We start from the raw sequence: 19,205 nt of genomic DNA on the forward strand, positions 1-19,205 counted from the left end.
TATTTACAATAATTTTATCTCATTAATGATTGTGTAATCTTTCCTAAAAACTCGCCTACTTGCTCTAGTGGCAACACTTGATCTACTGCACCTGTTTCATAGGCTGCTTTTGGCATACCGTAGATAACTGCCGTCTCTTCCGATTCACTGATTACTATACAATTCTCATCTGTTTGTTTAAGTTTTTGAATTCCATCGGAACCATCGCTTCCCATACCGGTTAATACAACTGCAACCTTATTAATATTTTTCAAAACAGAAACAGATTCAAAAAGAGCATCTACAGAAGGTCGATGGCTATTTATCGGCTCATCTTTCATATTGTTAATGACGAGTTCTGTACCTCTTGGCTCAACTCTCATATGATAATCCCCAGGTGCAATGTAGACTGTCTTTTCTTTTAATAATTCACCATGCTCTGCCTCTTTTACATGAAGATGACATAAGGTATCTAGACGCTTTGCCAGTGATTTAGTAAATCCAGGGGGCATATGCTGCACGATCAGCAATGGATCTTTAAAATCCTTTGGAAGATTTGTTAGTACTTTTTGTAACGCGCGCGGCCCCCCTGTAGATGTTCCGAGTATTACAATTGTTCTTTTATTAGAACTTTTACGTGGTTGAATAAATTCCTTCTCTTGAACTGCCATTCGATTAGCTTTTCTGCTTGTTTCCTTACTAGGCAGTGTCGCATGGCAAGCTGCAATCACTTTTGAAATGATTTCATTTTTAATGATGTCTATATTAAGTGAAATTTCTCCAGATGGTTTCATAATAAAATCAACTGCACCATTTTCAATGGCTTTAATTGTTTCTTCTGTTCCGTTTGCAGTTTGACTTGATAACATAATTACTGGAACAGGATTTGTTCTCATGATTACCTGCAGTGCACTTATCCCATCCATAACAGGCATATTGACATCCATTGTTACAACATCAGGAGAAAGTTCTCTGATTTTCTGTATTCCTGTTTCTCCATTTCTTGCCGTTCCTATTACTTGAAGGCGTGGATCACTATCAATGATATCTGAAATCATTTTTCGCATAAATGCTGAATCGTCAATAACAAGCACACGAATTTGCTCCATTAAACTTTACCTCGCAGTAATTTTTTTAATTTTTCAGTGAAGGTTTTTGTTTCCGCAGTATTATTTTTATTGGATGCCAACACATATTTTTCTGTCAGTTTTCGCATTGCTTTTGACACTTGTGATTTTTCATCCAGCATCATATATGGTGTTTGACGAATAACTGCTTGTGTCACTGTTTTATCATCTGGCATCACTCCCAGTACAGTCGTCTGAATATCGAGAAACTTATGCACCACCTGCTGGAACCGTTCTAAAGCAAGAGCTCCTTCTTTACGGGAAGTCGAGCGATTCAAAACAATTTGAATTGGCATCTTTCCTCCATTGTGGACGATATGTTTGATCATACTATAAGCATCTGTGATTGATGTTGGCTCGGGAGTGGTTACAACCACACATTCATCAGCAGCAAGTATAAAGAATAAACTGTCGTCTGTTGCACCAGCACCCATATCAAAAATAATATAATCGTACATCTGTATAAGCTCATTATATTGGTCAAAAAAGTAATTCCTTTTTGATTCATCGAGCTGCAGAAAGCCTGAAAGCCCTGAGCCTCCAGCAATAAATGATAAACCGTTTGGACCATGCTCAATAATATCGTGCACAGAAAGTCCTTCATTAAATAAATCTACAATTGAATTTTTAGGTTGTAAACCTAGCAAAATATTAATATTTCCCATTCCTATATCTAAATCAAATATAATTACCTTTTTTCCCTGATTCATTAGTTCTAAAGAAAAGTTTAACGCTATATTTGACTTCCCAACTCCACCTTTACCACTTACAATTGCGATTGTCTTCGCCTGTCTCGGATTATTGGTAATTTCAACCTTTCTTCGGAGCCTTGCCGCCTGATCATTCATTTTGTTCACCCGCTACAAGCTTACTCATCTCACTTGCTGTCAGCTGCAATAAATTATCAGGAACATCTTGCCCATTAGTGAAATAAGCAATTCCAATTTGTTTTTTTAACACAATATTTAACAAACTGCCGTATTGTGTTGTTTCATCAAGCTTCGTAAAAATCACTTCCGTAAGTGGGATTTGATAAAATTGATCATATATATCAACTATATCTTTTGGTTTTGCTGTAAGAGATAGAACAAGATAGGTTGCAAGATTTTCAAAATCTCCCATCATTGATTTTAACTCATTAATATACTTTGCATCTCTAAAATTTCTTCCAGCTGTATCAACAAATATTAGGTCATAGGCATCGAGCTTTTGAACGGCCGCTTGATAATCTTGCACATTATATGCGACTTCTACAGGGACATTTAAAATGCGTGCATACGTTTTAAGCTGTTCAATTGCTGCGATACGATATGTATCTGTGGTTATAAAAGCAACCTTCTTTTTGTCCTGCAATATAAGCTTAGCTGCTACTTTAGCAATTGTTGTCGTTTTTCCAACTCCAGTTGGACCTACAAACTGAACAATTTTATGTTTTCCGGTAATTCCTTTAGAAGCATATTCTTCCAAACCTTCTTTAATAACTGCTTGTACAGCTTGTTGCAATTCCTGAAATGCGAGAGGAGTTTTTCCATACGAAAATTCATTTGCAGCTGTACGAATAATCTCCTCAGCAAGGACAGGTTCTACGTCCTGTTCAAGTAAATGATGCAACATTAGTTCTTCATCAGGTGAAAATGTGTTTCCGCTTTTTTCAGATTGCAACTCCAATATCTTTTTTAACTGTTTAATTTCCGCTAAAATTGCCTGTTCCTTTTTCTCAGACTTTACATCAGAAATTACTGGAGTATTATTAGTAATTTTCTGTTTGTTATCAATTATCTCTTCATTAACTTTCGGTTTAACTGGCTGCGGATCAAGCGCAGCAATCACTTCAATATTAGTCTTGTTAAATATCCCAAGCAATCCCTTACGTTTTACTTCCTTCGATTGAAGGATTACTGCCTCAGATCCCAGCTCTTTACGAATGACATTCATAACTTCAGGCATTGTTTTTGCAACGTATTTTTTTACTTTCATGCAATATTCACCACCCCAGCACTTTGTACCTGGACATTAGGCTCAAGTTCATTATAGGATAAAACAACCACCTGTGGTAGAAAACGATCTAACAGTTGTTTCAAATACATACGAATTGCAGGTGAACAAAGCAATATCGCTGTTTCTTCCTGCAGTGCTAATTTTTCAACCTCTTTATGAATCGTTGTAATCACTTCTTGTTGTTCTTCAGGATCGAGTGATAGGTAATTTCCATGTTCTGTATGCTGAATGTTTTCCGCAATCAATTTTTCCACTTTTCCAGATACAGTAATTACTCTTAGAGTCATATCAGGAGAAGCATATTGTTTAGTGATTTGTGCGGATAAAGCTTGTCTCGCATACTCAGCTAGAAGTTCTGTATCGTTCGTCATTTTTGAAAAATCTGCAAGTGTTTCAAAAATGACTGGCAGGTTGCGTATTGAGATATTTTCACGAAGCAGTTTTGCCAGTACTTTTTGTACATCGCCTATTGCCAATGGTTCTGGAGTAACTTCCTCGACAAGGATTGGATTGCTTTCCTTTAAATGATCGATTAGTTGTTTTGTTTCCTGTCGACCAAGTAAACTATGTGCTTGCTGTTTAATTACTTCTGTAATATGTGTAGAAACAACTGATGGCGGATCTACAACAGTATATCCTGATAATTCAGCTTCATCCTTATATTCTTCCGTAATCCATTTTGCTGGAAGCCCAAAAGCAGGCTCCAGTGTATCAATCCCTTCAATCGTATCATCCATATCAGGACCCATCGCTAAATAATGATCCAGCATTAATTCTCCAGCAGCAACTTCATTCCCTTTGATCTTCAAACGATACTCATTCGGGTTCAACTGAATATTATCGCGTATTCGGACTACCGGAATAACCATGCCAAGCTCAATTGCCAGCTGGCGCCGAATCATTATAACCCGCTCAAGTAAGTCTCCACCCTGATTGGCATCTGCTAAAGGAATTAATGCGTAACCGAACTCAAACTCAATTGGATCCATATTGATCAGATTCACAACATTTTCCGGAGCTCGCATGGCGGAACTTTCCGCTTCATCAATTTCTTCCTCATCTGGCAGATCTGGTACATCTGGCTTTCTTTGCATCATATAGGCTGTGAAAGCGAGCAGCCCTGCAAGCGAAGTTGTCAGCATGAAGTTGATTGGTGTGAGACCCAGCAAGAAGATTGTACCAGCCGCTATATATAACAGCTTCGGATATTGAGATAACTGATTGATCACATCTGTTCCAAGATTATTTCCATCACTTGAACGAGTTACAACAATACCAGTAGCTGTAGACATAAGCAATGCAGGTATTTGGCTCACTAGCCCATCCCCTACAGTCAGACGAGTAAATAATTCTACTGATTCATTTAGAGATAGCCCCATTTGAACCATACCAATTATAATTCCGAAGATAATATTGATGAGTACAATGATTATACCCGCAATTGCATCTCCCTTAACAAATTTACTTGCACCATCCATCGATCCATGGAAATCTGCTTCTTTTTCAATTTTCTTTCTGCGTTCTCTTGATTCCTGTTCAGAAATAAGACCAGCGTTCAAATCAGCATCAACACTCATTTGTTTACCTGGCATAGAATCAAGTGAAAAACGAGCAGCAACTTCTGATACACGTTCAGATCCTTTAGTTATAACTAAAAAGTTTATAATTACCAGTATAATAAAGACAACAAATCCGACAAGCGGATTACCCCCAATTACAAAGGAACCAAACGTTTCTACAACACCACCCGCGTCACCTTCTGCTAAAATTGCTCTAGTCGTAGAAACATTCAAGGCTAAACGAAACAGCGTAATTAATAGGAGCAGTGTTGGAAAAACAGAAAACTGCAGAACGTCTGTCGTATTCATAGCAACAAGGATAACCACTAATGCAATAATAATATTAACGAGAATGAGGACACTTAATATTCCCCCGGGCAGCGGAATAACTAACATTAATATAATTAAAATAACCGCTATAAGTACTGATAAATCACGTGCTTTCATTAAATGTCTCTCCTCATTACTAGATATTATTCAAAAAGCGGTAAGATAAATCTCATATGTAAACATTTCTTATGCTTTTTTCTCTATTCTATAAATATATGCTAGGATTTCTGCCACTGCTTGGTAGAATTCCTCAGGTATTTCTTGGCCAATATCAACAGTTGCGTAAAGCGACCGTGCGAGGGGCTTATCTTCAACTGTTGCTATATTATGCTCTTTGGCAATCTCACGTATTTTTAATGCGGTCTGATCTACACCTTTCGCGATTACATATGGAGCACCAGCTTTCTCTTCACTGTATTTTAATGCGATTGCAAAGTGAGTAGGGTTTGTAATGACTACATCGGCTTGAGGGACTTCGGCCATCATTCTCCTCGTTGCCATCATACGCTGTTTTTCTTTAATTTTAGACTTAATTAACGGATCTCCTTCCATGTTTTTATACTCGTCTTTAATATCCTGCTTTGACATTCTCATATTCTTTTCAAAGTCATAACGCTGGTACAAATAGTCAAGAATAGCGAGAAAGAATAACGCAGCAGTGGCAGAAAGACCCATAATAATTGCTACTCTGCCAAACAAGGCTAATGCACTTTCTGCATTTGTAAAAGCAAGCATAAGTACATCATCTTTAAAGGCCCAGATAATAGAAAATGTTATTCCGCCAATCAAAGTGATTTTCAGGAAGGATTTTAGTAATTCTACTAATGCCCGAATGGAAAAGATTCGTTTCGCCCCTTGAATTGGGTCCATTCGTTTCAAATCAAATTTTAATGATTCAGTTGTAAATAAAAAACCTATTTGCATTAAATTAGAGCCAAATCCAGCAATTATGGCAATCAGCATGATTGGAGCAAGCATTTTTGCCGCTTCAATTGAAGCACCATTAAAAACGCGCTGTACCGATTCTGCAGTAACATCCCAGTAGATAGACTCAGTAAAGGCACTGATGAACATTAGAAGCATTGTATCAAGCATAAAGCCGCCAAAAACAAATAAGGCTAAAAAAGAAAAGATTAATAGTATTGCAGTATTAATATCCTGACTCTTGGAAACTTTACCTTTCTTCCGTTCATCCAGGCGTTTCTTCGGGGTTGCTTTTTCAGTTTTTTCACCTGCAAAGAACTGCAAATCCATTTTTAATTGCAAGCTAAGCACCTCCGAATAATTGCATTAATTGCTGCATTGCCCGAAACATTGTTTGGAACAGATTTTCAACAATCGTTATATAAAGCGCGAGAAATATTAAAATTGCGAAGAAACTTACCATAATCTTTAATGGCAGCCCTACAACAAATACATTTAATTGAGGAACAGCTCTTGCAATAATCCCTAAAGCAATGTCTACTAAAAATAATGTACCCACAAGCGGTATCGCCATTTGAAAAGCAATAATGAACATATAATTAAATGTATCAATTATAAAATTTGCTATGGATTGATTTTCAAAAGGTATAAATGTTTCGATTGGAATAAAATTATAGCTATTAAATATCCCATCAATAATTAAATGATGCCCATCCACTGCAAGTAAAAATAACATAGCAATCATGTAGAAATATTGCCCCGAAAGTGGACTTTGTGCCCCTGTTTGTGGATCCATTACGTTTGCAATTGCAAATCCCATCTGGAAATCGACAAATCCGCCGGCTACTTGTAATGCGGACACAATAATAAAAGCAAATAATCCTATAAGTAATCCAACAAGTACTTCTTTAACAATTAAGAAGATATACGTATGATCAAAAGCAATTGCTGAAGCATCAACAGTATAAAACATAATGAATGCCAAGAAAAAGCTAAAACCAATTTTAAAGGGAAGCGGAATTGTCCGATAAGAGAATAAAGGCATCGTAACTAAAAAAGATAATACTCGAACAAATATAAGTAAAAATACGGGCAGACTGTTTATATTAATATATTCCAGCATCACTTACCCCACAAATCGATTTAAATTATTAAATATTTCTGCCGTAAATTCTACAACCGTGTTTAACATCCATGGACCAAAGAATATTAATCCAATTAATACAGCCACGATTTTAGGAATAAAGGCTAAAGTCTGTTCTTGAATTTGTGTTGTTGCCTGAAAAATACTGACCAGCAGTCCAACACCAAGCGCAAGCAAAAGTAATGGGCCCGTAACGAGTAATATCGTGTATATACCTCGCTCAGCCAAGGATAAGACAAATTCGCTGCTCATTCGCAACAGCCTCCTTCAAGATTAATTTTTTAAAATCCGTTTAATAATGAATGTGTCACCAGATACCAGCCATCAACAAGTACAAAAAGTAAAATTTTAAATGGCAGAGAGATCATAACAGGCGGCAACATCATCATACCCATTGACATCAATACACTTGCTACAGCCATATCAATTACTAGAAAGGGAATAAATATCATAAAACCCATTTGAAAAGCAGTCTTTAATTCACTGATTGCGAAAGCAGGAATCAATGTCATCAGCGGGATATCCTGAACTGTTTCCGGTCGTTCTGCCCCTGAATAATTCAAAAATAATGCAAGGTCCTTTTGTCTCGTATGCTTCGCCATGAATTCCTTCATCGGCACACTGGCACTTTCATATGCTTCATCCAATGTCATTTCTTCTGCAAATAGCGGTTCTAGCGCATCATCATACACTTGCTGGAAGGTAGGTGCCATGATAAAAAAGGTTAAAAATAGTGCCAGACCAATAAGTACTTGGTTTGGTGGCATCTGTTGGGTTGCCAATGATGTTCGGACAAAAGAAAGCACGATAATAATTCTTGCAAAACTTGTCATAAGAATTAAAATTCCAGGTGCCAAAGAAAATACCGTTAATAATAGCAATAGTTTTACAGAAGTAGATATATTTGTCGGATCTGAGCTCGAGAAAATCTCAATAAATTCATTCATTATTATCTTCCTTGTGTTTATCAATTATATTTTTTCTGTTTTGCTGTAAATTGCCTAATTCGCGATGGAACATATTTTTAAAATCATTGGAATTTTTCTCGCTGCTTTTGTCACTTTTCTTCTGTATAAGACTGGTAAATATTGAACTGGCAGATAAGTCTGCAGCTTGTTCTTCTTTTTCTTTCATAATATCTTCAATCAATGCTTCATCTTCAATTTTTTGGAGGAAGGTTATTTCTTCTCCTACCCCAATTAAATATAAATTATCCCCAAGTCGGACTAGTTGAACAGATTTATTCTGACCAACTGAAATTCCACCTAGATTTTCCAGTGATTGAATACGCGTACCTAACTTATTTCTTCGTTTAAGAAAATAAAGAAATACATAAATCAATGCAAGAACCAGCAGTAAAGCGAAGACAAGTTTGATGATTTCAAAGAATAATGAACCACTGTCCGTATCCTCAGATAATAGCTGATTTTCGCCAGTATTTTGTTCTGGTTCAACTTCTAGTGGTTCTTCACAATTTTGTGGGTTTTCCAGACAATCATCAACATATTCTGTTTCAGCATAAGTTATAACGCCAAATTGAAAGAAAAAAATAAATCCAATCAGAAAGAATGCGGAAAGTTTTGTGATTGATTTCATACCCATTCGCTCTTTAGCTTAATGCCTTTTGAATTGCTTCAAGTACACGATCAGCTTGAAACGGCTTAACGATAAAGTCTTTTGCTCCTGCTTGAATTGCATCAATTACCATCGCTTGCTGACCCATTGCTGAACACATAATCACTGTCGCATCAGGGTTAATCTTTCTAATTTCTTTTAATGCGGTTATACCGTCCATTTCTGGCATTGTAATGTCCATCGTAATTAGATCAGGTTCTAATTCTTTATATTTTTCTACAGCTTGTGCACCATCTTGTGCTTCACCAACAATTTCATAACCATTTTTTGAAAGTATATCTTTAATCATCATTCTCATAAATGCTGCATCATCTACTATAAGTACTTTTTTAGACATTTTATTTCCTCCTAAAAACATGTTTATTTAAGTTTCATTAAGCGATCAGATTGACTGATAATATCTGTTACTCGAACACCGAAGTTTTCATCAATAACAATAACTTCACCTTCAGCAATCAATTTGTCATTTACTAGTATATCTACCGGCTCACCTGCAAGTTTATCCAATTCAACAATCGACCCTGCAGATAAATCAAGTATATCTTTAATTGATTTCTTCGTTCTTCCAAGTTCAACCGTTACTTTAAGTGAGATATCTAATAGCATATCTAAATTTCGTTGTTCGGTTGATGATAGAGCTGGTTGCTCGAAGTTCGAAAAAGATGCTTTTTCGATTGAAGCACTATTATAATCAAAATTATTTCCTAAGTATTGTGTTTGCTTCTCTTCTGGTTGCCCCGCTGGATTTGGATTTCTTCCACCGTCTCTATTTGCTGGAACAGGTGCATTATTTGCTGTTTCTTGATTTTCTCTTTCGAGTACTGGTGCTTCAACGGTTGCAGCCGGCTCTTGATCATTATTTAATAGATTGCCGACCAATTCCTTAGCAAAGCTTAAAGGAATCAACTGCATCATATTTGAATCAATTAAGTCACCAACGATTAATCTGAAGAATACCTTCACATAAACTGCTTCATTAAAGATTTCTTTAGCATCCTTTTCAATGGAGCCTTCAATAACCGATGGTGGAGATATATCGACTTTCTTATCGAACACAGATGACATGCTTGTAGCAGCAGTGCCCATCATTTGGTTCATTGCTTCTTGTACTGCGCTTATATAAATCTCCGGCAATGTTTCATCAGGGTTTGTACCGTCACCGCCCAGCATAATGTCAGCAATAATTGCCGCATCTTCTGCGCGAATGACAAATACGTTTCTTCCTGAAAAGCCTTGAGTATAATCTACTTGAATGCTCACAGGCTCAAATGTAAACTCATCTTTTATATCTTCTTGTTTAATAACATTAACAGTCGGTGTTGTAATTTCAACCTTCTGACGTAACAATGTGGATAATGTTGTAGCCGAGCTGCCAAAGGAGATATTTCCAATCTCACCAATTGTATCAATTTCAATATCAGTAAGTAACTCAACTTCTTCTTCATTACTTGCTGCATCAGCATTCTCATCTTTATCTGGACTTACATTTAATAACGCATCTATTTCATCTTGAGATAGCATTCCATCATTCATCGGCGCTCTCCCCCTTTGTAATTTCTTCAAGAACTTGTACAGCCTTTTTCTTCTTATGCTCACCCGGCTGGACATAGAATTTCGTTTCATCATTTATCTTCAGCAGCAGCGGGTCATCAATCGGCTGGTTTAAAGCAAGGATATCATTCTTCCCGAGGCCCAAAAATTCATTAATTGAAATTTCGGTTTCTCCTAATAATGCAGTCAGATTGACTTCAGCCGTTTGGAGGCTGCTCGTGAGTTTGGCATAGGATACTTCATCCCGTTCTTCTGCAGCATTTTCCATCCAATAGTGAGCAGATAATTTTGGTATAATTGGTTCAAGCAATGTATGCGGAATACAAAGATTAATCATCCCCGTAGATTCACCAATCGCGGTAGACAATGATACAATAACTACCGTATCATTTGGTGCAACCATTTGTATAAATTGGGGATTTTCTTCAAACTCTTCCAGTACAGGCTCTACATCAATAAGCGAAGACCATGATTCTTTTAAATTGCCGCTTGCTTTTTCAAAAATCTGCTTTAATAATAAAATCTCTATTTCAGTTAAATTATCTGTTTTTGTTACTGCTGCACCTTTTCCTCCGAGAATTCGATCGAGTAATGCATAGGCGATATTTGGATTAATTTCCATTATCAAATTTCCCTTTAGAGGTGCCATGCTGTATATATTTAAAACAGTTAAAGATGATATCGAACGTATAAATTCCTCAAAGGGTACCTGGTCAACAGATGTCACTGAGATATGTACATAAGTTCGTAACTGTGATGATAGAAACGTTGTTAGCATTCTTGCATAATTTTCATGAATTCTTGATATACTTCTAATTTGGTCTTTGGAAAAGCGCAAAGCTCGTTTAAAGTCATATACACGAACCTTTTTTTCTTCTTCTTCTTTTTTTAGTTCTTCCGCATCCATCTCACCTGAAGTGATAGCAGAAAGTAATACATCTATTTCATTTTGTGAAAGAATCTCATCCATTTAAACATCTCACCTCCATAATGGAGAACAATTTCTATTGTAGAATTTTATTTATTGTTAACACGTCAGTAATCTGACCTTCCGTCATAACTTCATTAAGCTTTGTCTTAATTACTTGCTCAAGTTCAGATAATCCGGATTTAAAATCTTCTTCATTCATAACTGCTAATTCCTTAATTAAAATATTTACTAATTGGAAGTCCCGCTGACTTACTTCTTCATGTGCATCCTTACCATCTGTTATTACTTGAAATTGAATTCTAACATAAGTGCCATCCTCTAAATCTGTAGTTATTTCAGGCGTTTGGTAAGAGTACTTCACAACTTCCTCAATTGTTAACTCCTTGTTATCATCTGCTTTTACAACATTAAGCAAAACAACAATTGTTGCGATAGAAGCAATCAACAGTATTGCAAATGAAGTAACCATGACTTTTACTAGCTTACTCATCTTCTTCACCTACCTGTTTATATAATTGCAATTGCTGCAGGCCAATTTCTTTGTAAAACAATGTTGTTAAGCGAACCACTTCTTCAAATGAGTTTTTAACTAGTATTTTTTTTCCGTTGATAAGTGTAATTGTAGTATCTGGCAGTGATTGGACCTGCTCTATTAAAGTTGCATTTAAAGTGAAAGTATCACCATTTAATTTATTCAATTGGATCATATAATTGGCGGGAGTGCCGGTTCAGCTGGCACTCCCCACCTCCTTATTATCGTTTTAAGTTAACCAGTTCCTGTAAAATTTCATCTGAAGTTGTAATAATTCTCGTATTTGCCTGGAAACCACGCTGTGCAGAAATCATCTCTGTAAATTCCTCTGCTAAATCCACGTTAGACATTTCTAGAGAACCGCTTACTAGTGAACCACGGCCATCAGCATCTGGTATACCACGATTTTCATCACCCGCATTAGGTGTAGTTAAAAATAAGTTACTGCCGGCCTGTTCCAGACCTGCTGGATTCGCAAAGTTAGCAAGCACAATTGTACCAGCTTCTTGATTGTCGCCATTTTCATCAATATAATTTACAACCCCGTCAGACTGAATATTAAAGCTTTGGGCAGTTGGTGGAATAGTAATTTCATTTCCATCCGCACCAGTCAAAAAGTAACCATCCGGGTTAACAATAGATCCATCTTCATCAAGATAAAAGTTACCAGCACGCGTGTAGAACGTTTCTGTTCCAGATTGAAGGATAAACATACCATCTCCTTGAATGGAAAGGTCTAATGGAATGTTAGTTGTTTGACGGAACCCTTGAGTCTGGATATTATCAATCGAACCCAGCTGTGAACCAAGTCCAACTTGTGAAGCGTTAACTCCCCCTCTGTTAGCAGTTGCACCTTGTGCAGCAGTTGTTGTTTGTGACATCATATCCTGAAAAGTAACGCGTCCTTTTTTAAAACCTGCTGTACTAACGTTAGCGATATTGTTACCAATAACATCTAATTTTGTTTGAAAGTTTTTCATCCCAGAAATTCCTGAATACATTGAACGTAACATAATTTCATTTCTCCTTTAGTAATTGTTATATAAGCTATATCTGTCAATCAATAGCTTTTTGGCTTCCCTTATTCTGGGTCCAGCCTATTCCTCGATTAAGATTGTTCCATTAATATTTGTGAAGATTCGATTTGCCGTTTCTCCACGATTAAGTACTGTTACTACTGTGTTGTTTTTTGCACTTACTAGTAATGCAGTCTTGTTTAAAACAACGAGTGAATCTGTAACTCCCTTTTGCCTAGCCTCTTGCACTTTTTCTCCAATTGTCTGCCAAAGCTGATCTGTTATCTCGATATTTCTTTCCTTGAGCCTTTCAGAGGCATGCTTGCTTACCTTGAGTTTACTTTCTGCTGCTAGAACATCATTGAAATGTGTTGTCGTTTTTGCTTGCTTCGGCTTAACAGTGTTCGGAAATTGTAATGCATGCTTTGGCACCTGATGTATCCGATGATCCATTACAATTCACATCCTATATTAAGATTCTTTTTCTGTTTCGGGTTCTGATTCCGGTTCTTTTCCTTCGCTTACTTCAATAACACCATCGGCATATATTTTTTCACCATTTTCAAGCTCTAAAATAGCCCAGCCATCACTTTGCGTTACGGCAATAACCTTACTTGTCGTTCTGCCTTCCAGTTCCCCCGTTTCACTATTTACCTTGTCATAGGATACTGTTTTTCCAATCATATGGCTGTATTCGATGACCGGAGACATTAACTGACTCTGTACAAGCATTTCAATCGAACTGGACATATTCATCATTTGTTCCAATGATGAAAGCTGGGTCATCTGTGAAACCATTTCTTTACTGTCCATTGGATCTGTCGGGTCTTGACTTTGTAGCTGTGCCATTAAAATCTTCAAGAATCCCTGTTTATCCAGCTCAGGACTTGGTTCTCTTGTTTTTGACTGATTGGATAAATATAATGATGGATCAATTGTGTTCATTCTTTTCACCTACACTTTCTCATTAAGCACTAAATCTTCAAATATACTGGAGAAACTATCATCTTCTCCTTGTTTTTGCTGGTTTTCAGGATGATTCTGTTCCTCTTTTTCATCATGTTGCTCTGTATTGCTTTGTTCATTCTGTGCAGCTTGACTTTGTGGGATAGCGGCCTCTTGTTTCTCAATTACAACTTGGTGTGGTGAGAACATATTTCGAAGCTGGTGAAGATTCCCTTCAAGCATATCCTTTGCCGCCGCAGAAGTTACGAGTATTTTCACCATCATTTCACCATTAACCTGTGTGAACCTAACTAGCATTTCGCCTAAATTCCCTGGTTTTAAAGTAATTGCTAAATTACCACGGCTGTTTTGCAGACCTGTCAATCGATTTGTATCCATAATTTTTTGGAACTGCTCCATCAATTGCTTATCTGGAGATGTATTACCCTGTGTTTGATTTATGTGGATAACAAATTGCTCTACTTTAGAAATCGGCATTGTCGATAGTGCTGCCGGCTGAACTGTTACTTTTTCCGTTTGAGACTGAACCTCAGCATCCAGAGCATGTGATAGCCAGCGAACCACATCCGTATTTGATATCTTTGCATCTAATTGATATTGATTACGCTGATTCATACTCGTACGGTTTTGAAAGTTGCGGACTAAATCCTGCCACACATTTAGTAACTGTTTATTTTCTGCATCTAAACCTGTAAGAAGATTTACATTTTTACTGCCAGATTGTGTTAGCTTTTGCCAATCAGTTAATAGTTCTAAAATTTTTGATGCCACTTTAGAGATGTCTGACTTTTCACCAGCTTGATTAAGTAATTGCTCTACTTCTTCATAAATCTGTCCTGCGCGCCTTTGTAATTCTGTCAAATCTATTGCGTGTATTTGCTGAAATGGTATAAGCTTAAATGTCTCTGTATCTATATCAGACTGTGTCGTTAAACCCATTTCTCTATACTGTGCAAAGATGTCTTTAATCATTTCACTTGATGCCAGATTTATTATTGGCAATAAAGATTCTTCTCCGAGCTCTTGTAATTCATAAACCATATCTGTCATCTCTTCAAGTAATGTCATTTCTTCATCACTTAGCTCTTTACTTTGCTTCATGAACAGTATTAATTCCTCTAAGGTTTCAAGATCAAGGCCAGAAAGTTCCAATTTCATTTCCTCTTCACTGTCAGTTTCAATAGCATGAAGTGGATGATCTACAGACTCTTGTTCCTCTTGTTTTTCCATACCAATATTACCCAGCACTTTTTCAAAGGAGTTGGACTTAGCTTTATCAAGTTTCGAGCCCGATTGGCTTTGGTAGTTCGTAACATCTTGTGTCTTCGGCATCAAAAACATAGTGATTGGATTTGTATTCATTCGTTTCACCTCCCCTCAGGTCAGGGTGTTGACTATTCATTCATTAATAGCTTAGTAATTTTTGCTGCTTTCTCAGCATCCATCGCTTGTAATATATTGCCGCGAACATCATTTGGCATTTCCTGAAGTATGGTTATCACTTCATCCTGTTCCATCAGTTCTAAAATAGCTGCTGCATTTGCACTTTTCATCTCTTCATATGTTTTAGCAACTTCCTTAATTCGATCATCTGTTTCTGCTGGTTCCTCTTCTGCATTAACTGTATCTGACGAATCAATGATCTGTTCCTTACGCAATATTTCCTGTTCCAAATCTGTAACATTTGCTTCTAAATCACTTATTTGAACATTTAATTGTTCAATTTCTTCATCCCTACTATTTAATGCTGTTGTCATTCTTTCTAGTTCCTGAGAAGCATCGCGCTCCTCATCCGTAGAAATAAATTTAGAGATGACAGGTATTTCGCTCCCTTTTTCCTTCGCCCAATCAATTACATTAAAACCCGCTATCCCTAAAATAATACTAATAATTACTATAACAATAATTAACGGAATAATGATTGCGAATAAAGTCCAAAGGATTGGATTCATTTTCTTTTTTTCTTCTTGCTCAATCTTGGCCATTTATTTCACCTATTTTTATGACTTAAATATTGGTTAATAGAAATTTCATCCATAAATGACTTTTCCATTTTCTCCATTTTTTCTGCTTCAAGTCTTTTCCTAGTTTCTATGATACTTTCAAATTTCTTTACTTCTATATATGCTTCATTTAAAACTACCTGCTTATTATCCATTTGGTTGCGTGCAAATTGAACTTCTCTTTGAAGCAGTACAATATGTGTATTAAGTTTTTCGATATAAGCGATCTGTTCTTTAATTTTATCTAAAGAAGTAGAATTTTGAATATAATCCTCATAAGATTCTTCAGCTTTTTCTTTCTTTTTTAAAACCTGATACAGTCTTGTAGCAACTTCTTCAAAGGCATCCTGAGCTTTAAGAAAAGCCTTTTGCGCAATCTTTTTTTCATTTTCTCTGACATTCAATACCTTTATCAGCGAAACTGTTTCAGCCATTATTGAACTCCTCCATCAATTAAACTGCTCATCATTTCAATTGATTCATCAAGTGTTTTATAATCATTTACTTCTTGTTTTAAAAACCGCTGAATTATTGGGTAATACGTAATCGCTCGGTCAATCTCCATATTTGTGCCTTTTTTATAGGCGCCTATATTAATCAACTCACTATTTTCTTCATATATAGCCATGAGTGAACGCATTTCCGTTGCAACGCTTCTATGCTTTGGCTCAGATATTTGATTCATAACACGGCTAATCGATTTCAATACATTAATCGCCGGGTATTGACCACGCTCAGCAAGTTTACGGTCCATGACAAAATGCCCATCAAGAATCCCGCGTACTGCATCTGCAATTGGTTCGTTCATATCATCACCATCGACTAGGACGGTATAAAAAGCAGTAATCGCACCTTGAGCATTTGTGCCTGTTCTTTCTAAAAGCTTCGGAAGTACTGAAAATACAGAAGGTGTGTAGCCTTTGGTCGTTGGCGGCTCACCTACCGCAAGACCTACTTCCCGCTGTGCCATCGCTACTCTGGTCACCGAATCCATCATCAGATTCACCTGAAACCCTAAATCACGGAAATACTCACTTATTGCTGTTGCTGTATATGCACCTTTAATCCGCATTAAAGCTGGCTGATCCGAAGTGGCAACAACTACAATTGACTTTTTTAAACCTTCCGGGCCTAAGTCTTTTTCTATAAACTCCCTAACTTCTCTGCCGCGTTCTCCTATTAAAGCGATGATATTTATATCAGCATTGCTGTTCCGGGCAATCATACCTAAAAGTGTACTCTTCCCAACTCCACTTCCAGCAAAAATGCCAACCCTTTGCCCTTTCCCCATTGTAAGTAAAGAATCGATTACTTTCACTCCGACCTGGTTCGGTTCACTGATTGGTGGTCGTTCTAATGGATTCGGCGGTGCTTGTTCTGTTGGGTAGCTCATTAGCCCTTTTGGCAATGGCGAACCATCAAGCGGCTGACCAAGAGAATCAACAACACTTCCAATTAATCCCCTGCCCACTTTGACAATCAACGGTTTTCCAGTTGATTCTACTAAACAGCCAGGGCCGATTTCAGATACTTCCGCATAAGGCATGAGTATAATATTCTCATTATTAAAACCAACTACTTCAGCAATAATCGGTTCACGCTTATTTGTTGAAGAATAGATGTAGCATACCTCACCAATATTAGCTTCTGGTCCTTTAGATTCAATCATAATTCCAACTACGCGTGATACTCTTCCATAGTGTCTGTAACTGTCTGTTTGTTCAATTTTTTCAAGGTAGTCTTTAATTATCATTTCCCAGCTCCATTACTAATTCCTCTAAAGCTTCACGTATCTTCTCTAATTGCGTATCTATTGATGCATCAATTCGACCAAACGGATGTTCAATAATACAACTATTTTCTTTTAGTTCTTCATCAATGTATAATGAAAGTTTCGTTTCTTGCTCTAGGATTCGTTTCAATTCTGCTTTTTGCTGCAGAACATTTTCATAGTTTGCTGGATGAAGGTATATGGAAATAACTGTCTGATCTTTAATTTCCTTCAATGCTGTTTTCACAATGTGAACAAATTGTTCAGGGTTTTCTTGTAACTGCTGATTAATAATCTTTTCTGCAGTGTGCATAGCGATTTGAACAATCACTTCTTCTGTTTTTTCCAATGTAACCTGATAGTCAACTTTTACTAAATCAACGATTCGATTAGCATTATTTATAGTTTCATGATAGACGTGCAAGCTTTCACTTTTCCCTTGCTCAAACCCAGCTTGATATCCCTCATTCTTTGCTTCTTCTACTAATCGCTGTTTTTCATTAATCCAGCTTTCCTTTTCCTCTTGAATGGAAGCTTTGGCATTTTCTATTAATTTACTTGTTTCTTGCTTTACTAATTCAAGTTCCCGTTTAGCAGCTGCGAGTTTTTCCTCAATAGCTGCAGATTCCTGCTCTGGATCTGTCTCTGTGGTTTGTTTTCTAACTAACTCGATTGGTTTAATCTTTATCTCGCGTTGGGGAATTTCCCTTGAATTCATTGGTTTAAACAATGATATCGTCTCCTCCGCCTCTGGCGATTACAATTTCACCAACATCCTCAAGTCTGCGTATCGCTGTCACAATTCGTGTTTGAGCATCCTCAACATCACGAAGTCGAACAGGGCCCATGTATTCCATTTCCTCTTTAAATGTTTCTGCCATACGCTGTGACATATTCGAGAAGACGATATCTTTTACTTCTTCGCTTGCCACTTTTAATGATAGGCGCAAATCTTCATTTTCCACTTCACGAATAACCCGTTGAATAGCTCGGTTATCAAGAATCACGATATCTTCGAATACAAACATCCGTTTTTTGATTTCCTCGGCCAGTTCCGGATCTTGCGTTTCTAATGTGTCAAGTATAGTTCTTTCTGTACTGCGATCCACACCATTCAACACTTCTACAACCGCTTGAATGCCACCTGTTTGTGTATAATCTTCGGTTAAAGAAGAAGACAGATTACTTTCCAGCACTTGTTCTACCTGAGTAATAATTTCAGGTGATGTCGAATCCATTGTGGCAATTCTCCGCGCAATATCAGCTTGAACCTCTTGCGGCAGTTCTGATAAAATCTGACCAGCCTGTTCTGCATCTAAATAAGAAAGTACTAAAGCTATTGTTTGTGGATGCTCCCCTTGAATAAAGTTCAGCACTTGCTGCGGATCTGCTTTCCTAGCGAAATCGAACGGTCTTACTTGTAAGGAAGAAGTAAGGCGATTAATAATAGCCGATGCTTCCTGCTTGCCAAAAGCTTTCTCCAATACAGTTTTAGCATAGCCAATTCCACCTTGTGTAATATAGTCCTGGGCTATCGCAGTTTGATGGAATTGTTCAATAATTTCTTCCTTCATTTCTGAATCTACTTTTTTGACAGAAGAAATCTCTAAGCTTAGCTTTTCAATTTCTTCTTCTGATAAATGTTTATACACCTGCGCTGAGACATCAGGACCAAGAGAGATTAATAGAATCGCTGCTTTTTGTTTTCCAGTTAATTGGTGTTTCTGTCTTGCCATTCA

The 19,205-nt window shown here is 37.0% G+C and carries 23 protein-coding genes; all 23 read right to left on the reverse strand.

What is annotated here, in order from left to right; translation table 11 throughout:
• Positions 1–14: 14 nt before the first annotated feature.
• The 23 genes from NST93_RS05950 to fliG all read right to left on the reverse strand — a co-directional run bounded on the left by NST93_RS05950 (position 15) and on the right by fliG (position 19,202).
• Positions 15–1,088 carry a chemotaxis response regulator protein-glutamate methylesterase gene (locus tag NST93_RS05950; protein ID WP_405102160.1) on the reverse strand — a complete coding sequence of 358 codons (1,074 nt, stop codon included), beginning with the start codon at positions 1,086–1,088 and terminating at the stop codon, positions 15–17.
• Complete coding sequence (locus NST93_RS05955) at positions 1,088–1,954, reverse strand: MinD/ParA family protein (protein ID WP_405102161.1); 867 nt, start codon at positions 1,952–1,954, stop codon at positions 1,088–1,090. The genes NST93_RS05950 and NST93_RS05955 overlap by 1 nt, the downstream gene beginning before the upstream one ends.
• Positions 1,947–3,083: a flagellar biosynthesis protein FlhF gene (gene flhF, locus NST93_RS05960; RefSeq protein ID WP_405102163.1), complete on the reverse strand. Its 1,137-nt coding sequence runs from the start codon at positions 3,081–3,083 to the stop codon at positions 1,947–1,949. Before flhF ends, NST93_RS05955 begins: the two co-directional genes overlap by 8 nt.
• The gene (gene flhA / locus NST93_RS05965; RefSeq protein ID WP_405102165.1) at positions 3,080–5,110 is read right to left on the reverse strand and encodes a flagellar biosynthesis protein FlhA; all 2,031 of its coding nucleotides are present in this window, start codon (positions 5,108–5,110) and stop codon (positions 3,080–3,082) included. The genes flhF and flhA overlap by 4 nt, the downstream gene beginning before the upstream one ends.
• Before the next feature lie 69 nt (positions 5,111–5,179).
• Positions 5,180–6,259, reverse strand: coding sequence for a flagellar biosynthesis protein FlhB (gene flhB / locus NST93_RS05970; RefSeq protein WP_405102167.1), 1,080 nt, complete (start codon positions 6,257–6,259; stop codon positions 5,180–5,182).
• Between the two features lies 1 nt (position 6,260).
• Complete coding sequence (fliR, locus tag NST93_RS05975; RefSeq protein ID WP_405102169.1) at positions 6,261–7,040, reverse strand: flagellar biosynthetic protein FliR; 780 nt, start codon at positions 7,038–7,040, stop codon at positions 6,261–6,263.
• Between the two features lie 3 nt (positions 7,041–7,043).
• The gene (gene fliQ / locus NST93_RS05980; protein ID WP_405102171.1) at positions 7,044–7,313 is read right to left on the reverse strand and encodes a flagellar biosynthesis protein FliQ; all 270 of its coding nucleotides are present in this window, start codon (positions 7,311–7,313) and stop codon (positions 7,044–7,046) included.
• Between the two features lie 29 nt (positions 7,314–7,342).
• Entirely contained in the window at positions 7,343–8,008 is a 666-nt protein-coding gene (gene fliP, locus NST93_RS05985; RefSeq protein WP_405102173.1) for a flagellar type III secretion system pore protein FliP, read from the reverse strand.
• On the reverse strand, positions 8,001–8,657 hold the full coding sequence (locus NST93_RS05990; RefSeq protein WP_405102175.1) for a flagellar biosynthetic protein FliO: 657 nt from the start codon (positions 8,655–8,657) through the stop codon (positions 8,001–8,003). The genes fliP and NST93_RS05990 overlap by 8 nt, the downstream gene beginning before the upstream one ends.
• 13 nt (positions 8,658–8,670) lie before the next feature.
• On the reverse strand, positions 8,671–9,033 hold the full coding sequence (locus NST93_RS05995) for a response regulator (protein ID WP_405102177.1): 363 nt from the start codon (positions 9,031–9,033) through the stop codon (positions 8,671–8,673).
• Between the two features lie 23 nt (positions 9,034–9,056).
• A complete protein-coding gene (gene fliY, locus NST93_RS06000) occupies positions 9,057–10,229 on the reverse strand; it encodes a flagellar motor switch phosphatase FliY (protein WP_405102179.1) in 1,173 nt (390 codons plus the stop codon).
• Positions 10,222–11,217: a flagellar motor switch protein FliM gene (gene fliM, locus NST93_RS06005; protein WP_405102181.1), complete on the reverse strand. Its 996-nt coding sequence runs from the start codon at positions 11,215–11,217 to the stop codon at positions 10,222–10,224. Before fliM ends, fliY begins: the two co-directional genes overlap by 8 nt.
• Positions 11,218–11,251: 34 nt before the next feature.
• Positions 11,252–11,668: a flagellar basal body-associated FliL family protein gene (locus NST93_RS06010; RefSeq protein ID WP_405102183.1), complete on the reverse strand. Its 417-nt coding sequence runs from the start codon at positions 11,666–11,668 to the stop codon at positions 11,252–11,254.
• On the reverse strand, positions 11,661–11,885 hold the full coding sequence (locus NST93_RS06015; RefSeq protein ID WP_405102185.1) for a flagellar FlbD family protein: 225 nt from the start codon (positions 11,883–11,885) through the stop codon (positions 11,661–11,663). Before NST93_RS06015 ends, NST93_RS06010 begins: the two co-directional genes overlap by 8 nt.
• A gap of 46 nt (positions 11,886–11,931) precedes the next feature.
• Positions 11,932–12,723, reverse strand: a complete 792-nt coding sequence (gene flgG / locus NST93_RS06020) for a flagellar basal body rod protein FlgG (RefSeq protein ID WP_405102186.1) — start codon at positions 12,721–12,723, stop codon at positions 11,932–11,934.
• An 84-nt stretch (positions 12,724–12,807) separates the two neighbouring features.
• On the reverse strand, positions 12,808–13,179 hold the full coding sequence (locus tag NST93_RS06025; protein ID WP_405102188.1) for a TIGR02530 family flagellar biosynthesis protein: 372 nt from the start codon (positions 13,177–13,179) through the stop codon (positions 12,808–12,810).
• Between the two features lie 18 nt (positions 13,180–13,197).
• A complete protein-coding gene (gene flgD / locus NST93_RS06030; RefSeq protein WP_405103770.1) occupies positions 13,198–13,671 on the reverse strand; it encodes a flagellar hook assembly protein FlgD in 474 nt (157 codons plus the stop codon).
• Between the two features lie 9 nt (positions 13,672–13,680).
• Positions 13,681–15,054, reverse strand: a complete 1,374-nt coding sequence (locus tag NST93_RS06035; protein ID WP_405102190.1) for a flagellar hook-length control protein FliK — start codon at positions 15,052–15,054, stop codon at positions 13,681–13,683.
• 32 nt (positions 15,055–15,086) lie between these two features.
• On the reverse strand, positions 15,087–15,677 hold the full coding sequence (locus tag NST93_RS06040; protein WP_405102192.1) for a MotE family protein: 591 nt from the start codon (positions 15,675–15,677) through the stop codon (positions 15,087–15,089).
• A 5-nt stretch (positions 15,678–15,682) separates the two neighbouring features.
• Entirely contained in the window at positions 15,683–16,129 is a 447-nt protein-coding gene (gene fliJ, locus NST93_RS06045) for a flagellar export protein FliJ (RefSeq protein WP_405102194.1), read from the reverse strand.
• Positions 16,129–17,448: a flagellar protein export ATPase FliI gene (gene fliI / locus NST93_RS06050; protein ID WP_405102196.1), complete on the reverse strand. Its 1,320-nt coding sequence runs from the start codon at positions 17,446–17,448 to the stop codon at positions 16,129–16,131. Before fliI ends, fliJ begins: the two co-directional genes overlap by 1 nt.
• Positions 17,438–18,196, reverse strand: a complete 759-nt coding sequence (gene fliH, locus NST93_RS06055) for a flagellar assembly protein FliH (protein ID WP_405102197.1) — start codon at positions 18,194–18,196, stop codon at positions 17,438–17,440. Before fliH ends, fliI begins: the two co-directional genes overlap by 11 nt.
• Entirely contained in the window at positions 18,189–19,202 is a 1,014-nt protein-coding gene (gene fliG / locus NST93_RS06060) for a flagellar motor switch protein FliG (protein ID WP_405102199.1), read from the reverse strand. Before fliG ends, fliH begins: the two co-directional genes overlap by 8 nt.
• Between the last annotated feature and the right edge of the window lie 3 nt (positions 19,203–19,205).

This window comes from Oceanobacillus sp. FSL H7-0719 (genome assembly GCF_045040795.1).
Classification (GTDB): domain Bacteria; phylum Bacillota; class Bacilli; order Bacillales; family Amphibacillaceae; genus Oceanobacillus.

What these genes read in the sequence shown, in the direction of transcription:
- NST93_RS05995 (WP_405102177.1), bottom strand. Translation starts at nt 9,033, where the DNA reads ATGTCTAAAAAAGTACTTATAGTAGATGATGCAGCATTTATGAGAATG.
- flgG (WP_405102186.1), bottom strand. Translation starts at nt 12,723, where the DNA reads ATGTTACGTTCAATGTATTCAGGAATTTCTGGGATGAAAAACTTTCAA.
- NST93_RS05950 (WP_405102160.1), bottom strand. Translation starts at nt 1,088, where the DNA reads ATGGAGCAAATTCGTGTGCTTGTTATTGACGATTCAGCATTTATGCGA.
- NST93_RS06040 (WP_405102192.1), bottom strand. Translation starts at nt 15,677, where the DNA reads ATGGCCAAGATTGAGCAAGAAGAAAAAAAGAAAATGAATCCAATCCTT.
- flhF (WP_405102163.1), bottom strand. Translation starts at nt 3,083, where the DNA reads ATGAAAGTAAAAAAATACGTTGCAAAAACAATGCCTGAAGTTATGAAT.
- flhA (WP_405102165.1), bottom strand. Translation starts at nt 5,110, where the DNA reads ATGAAAGCACGTGATTTATCAGTACTTATAGCGGTTATTTTAATTATA.
- NST93_RS05990 (WP_405102175.1), bottom strand. Translation starts at nt 8,657, where the DNA reads ATGAAATCAATCACAAAACTTTCCGCATTCTTTCTGATTGGATTTATT.
- fliJ (WP_405102194.1), bottom strand. Translation starts at nt 16,129, where the DNA reads ATGGCTGAAACAGTTTCGCTGATAAAGGTATTGAATGTCAGAGAAAAT.
- fliP (WP_405102173.1), bottom strand. Translation starts at nt 8,008, where the DNA reads ATGAATGAATTTATTGAGATTTTCTCGAGCTCAGATCCGACAAATATA.
- NST93_RS06010 (WP_405102183.1), bottom strand. Translation starts at nt 11,668, where the DNA reads ATGAGTAAGCTAGTAAAAGTCATGGTTACTTCATTTGCAATACTGTTG.
- fliI (WP_405102196.1), bottom strand. Translation starts at nt 17,448, where the DNA reads ATGATAATTAAAGACTACCTTGAAAAAATTGAACAAACAGACAGTTAC.
- fliR (WP_405102169.1), bottom strand. Translation starts at nt 7,040, where the DNA reads ATGCTGGAATATATTAATATAAACAGTCTGCCCGTATTTTTACTTATA.
- NST93_RS06015 (WP_405102185.1), bottom strand. Translation starts at nt 11,885, where the DNA reads ATGATCCAATTGAATAAATTAAATGGTGATACTTTCACTTTAAATGCA.
- fliY (WP_405102179.1), bottom strand. Translation starts at nt 10,229, where the DNA reads ATGAATGATGGAATGCTATCTCAAGATGAAATAGATGCGTTATTAAAT.
- NST93_RS06025 (WP_405102188.1), bottom strand. Translation starts at nt 13,179, where the DNA reads ATGGATCATCGGATACATCAGGTGCCAAAGCATGCATTACAATTTCCG.
- NST93_RS05955 (WP_405102161.1), bottom strand. Translation starts at nt 1,954, where the DNA reads ATGAATGATCAGGCGGCAAGGCTCCGAAGAAAGGTTGAAATTACCAAT.
- flgD (WP_405103770.1), bottom strand. Translation starts at nt 13,671, where the DNA reads ATGAACACAATTGATCCATCATTATATTTATCCAATCAGTCAAAAACA.
- fliG (WP_405102199.1), bottom strand. Translation starts at nt 19,202, where the DNA reads ATGGCAAGACAGAAACACCAATTAACTGGAAAACAAAAAGCAGCGATT.
- fliQ (WP_405102171.1), bottom strand. Translation starts at nt 7,313, where the DNA reads ATGAGCAGCGAATTTGTCTTATCCTTGGCTGAGCGAGGTATATACACG.
- fliM (WP_405102181.1), bottom strand. Translation starts at nt 11,217, where the DNA reads ATGGATGAGATTCTTTCACAAAATGAAATAGATGTATTACTTTCTGCT.
- NST93_RS06035 (WP_405102190.1), bottom strand. Translation starts at nt 15,054, where the DNA reads ATGAATACAAATCCAATCACTATGTTTTTGATGCCGAAGACACAAGAT.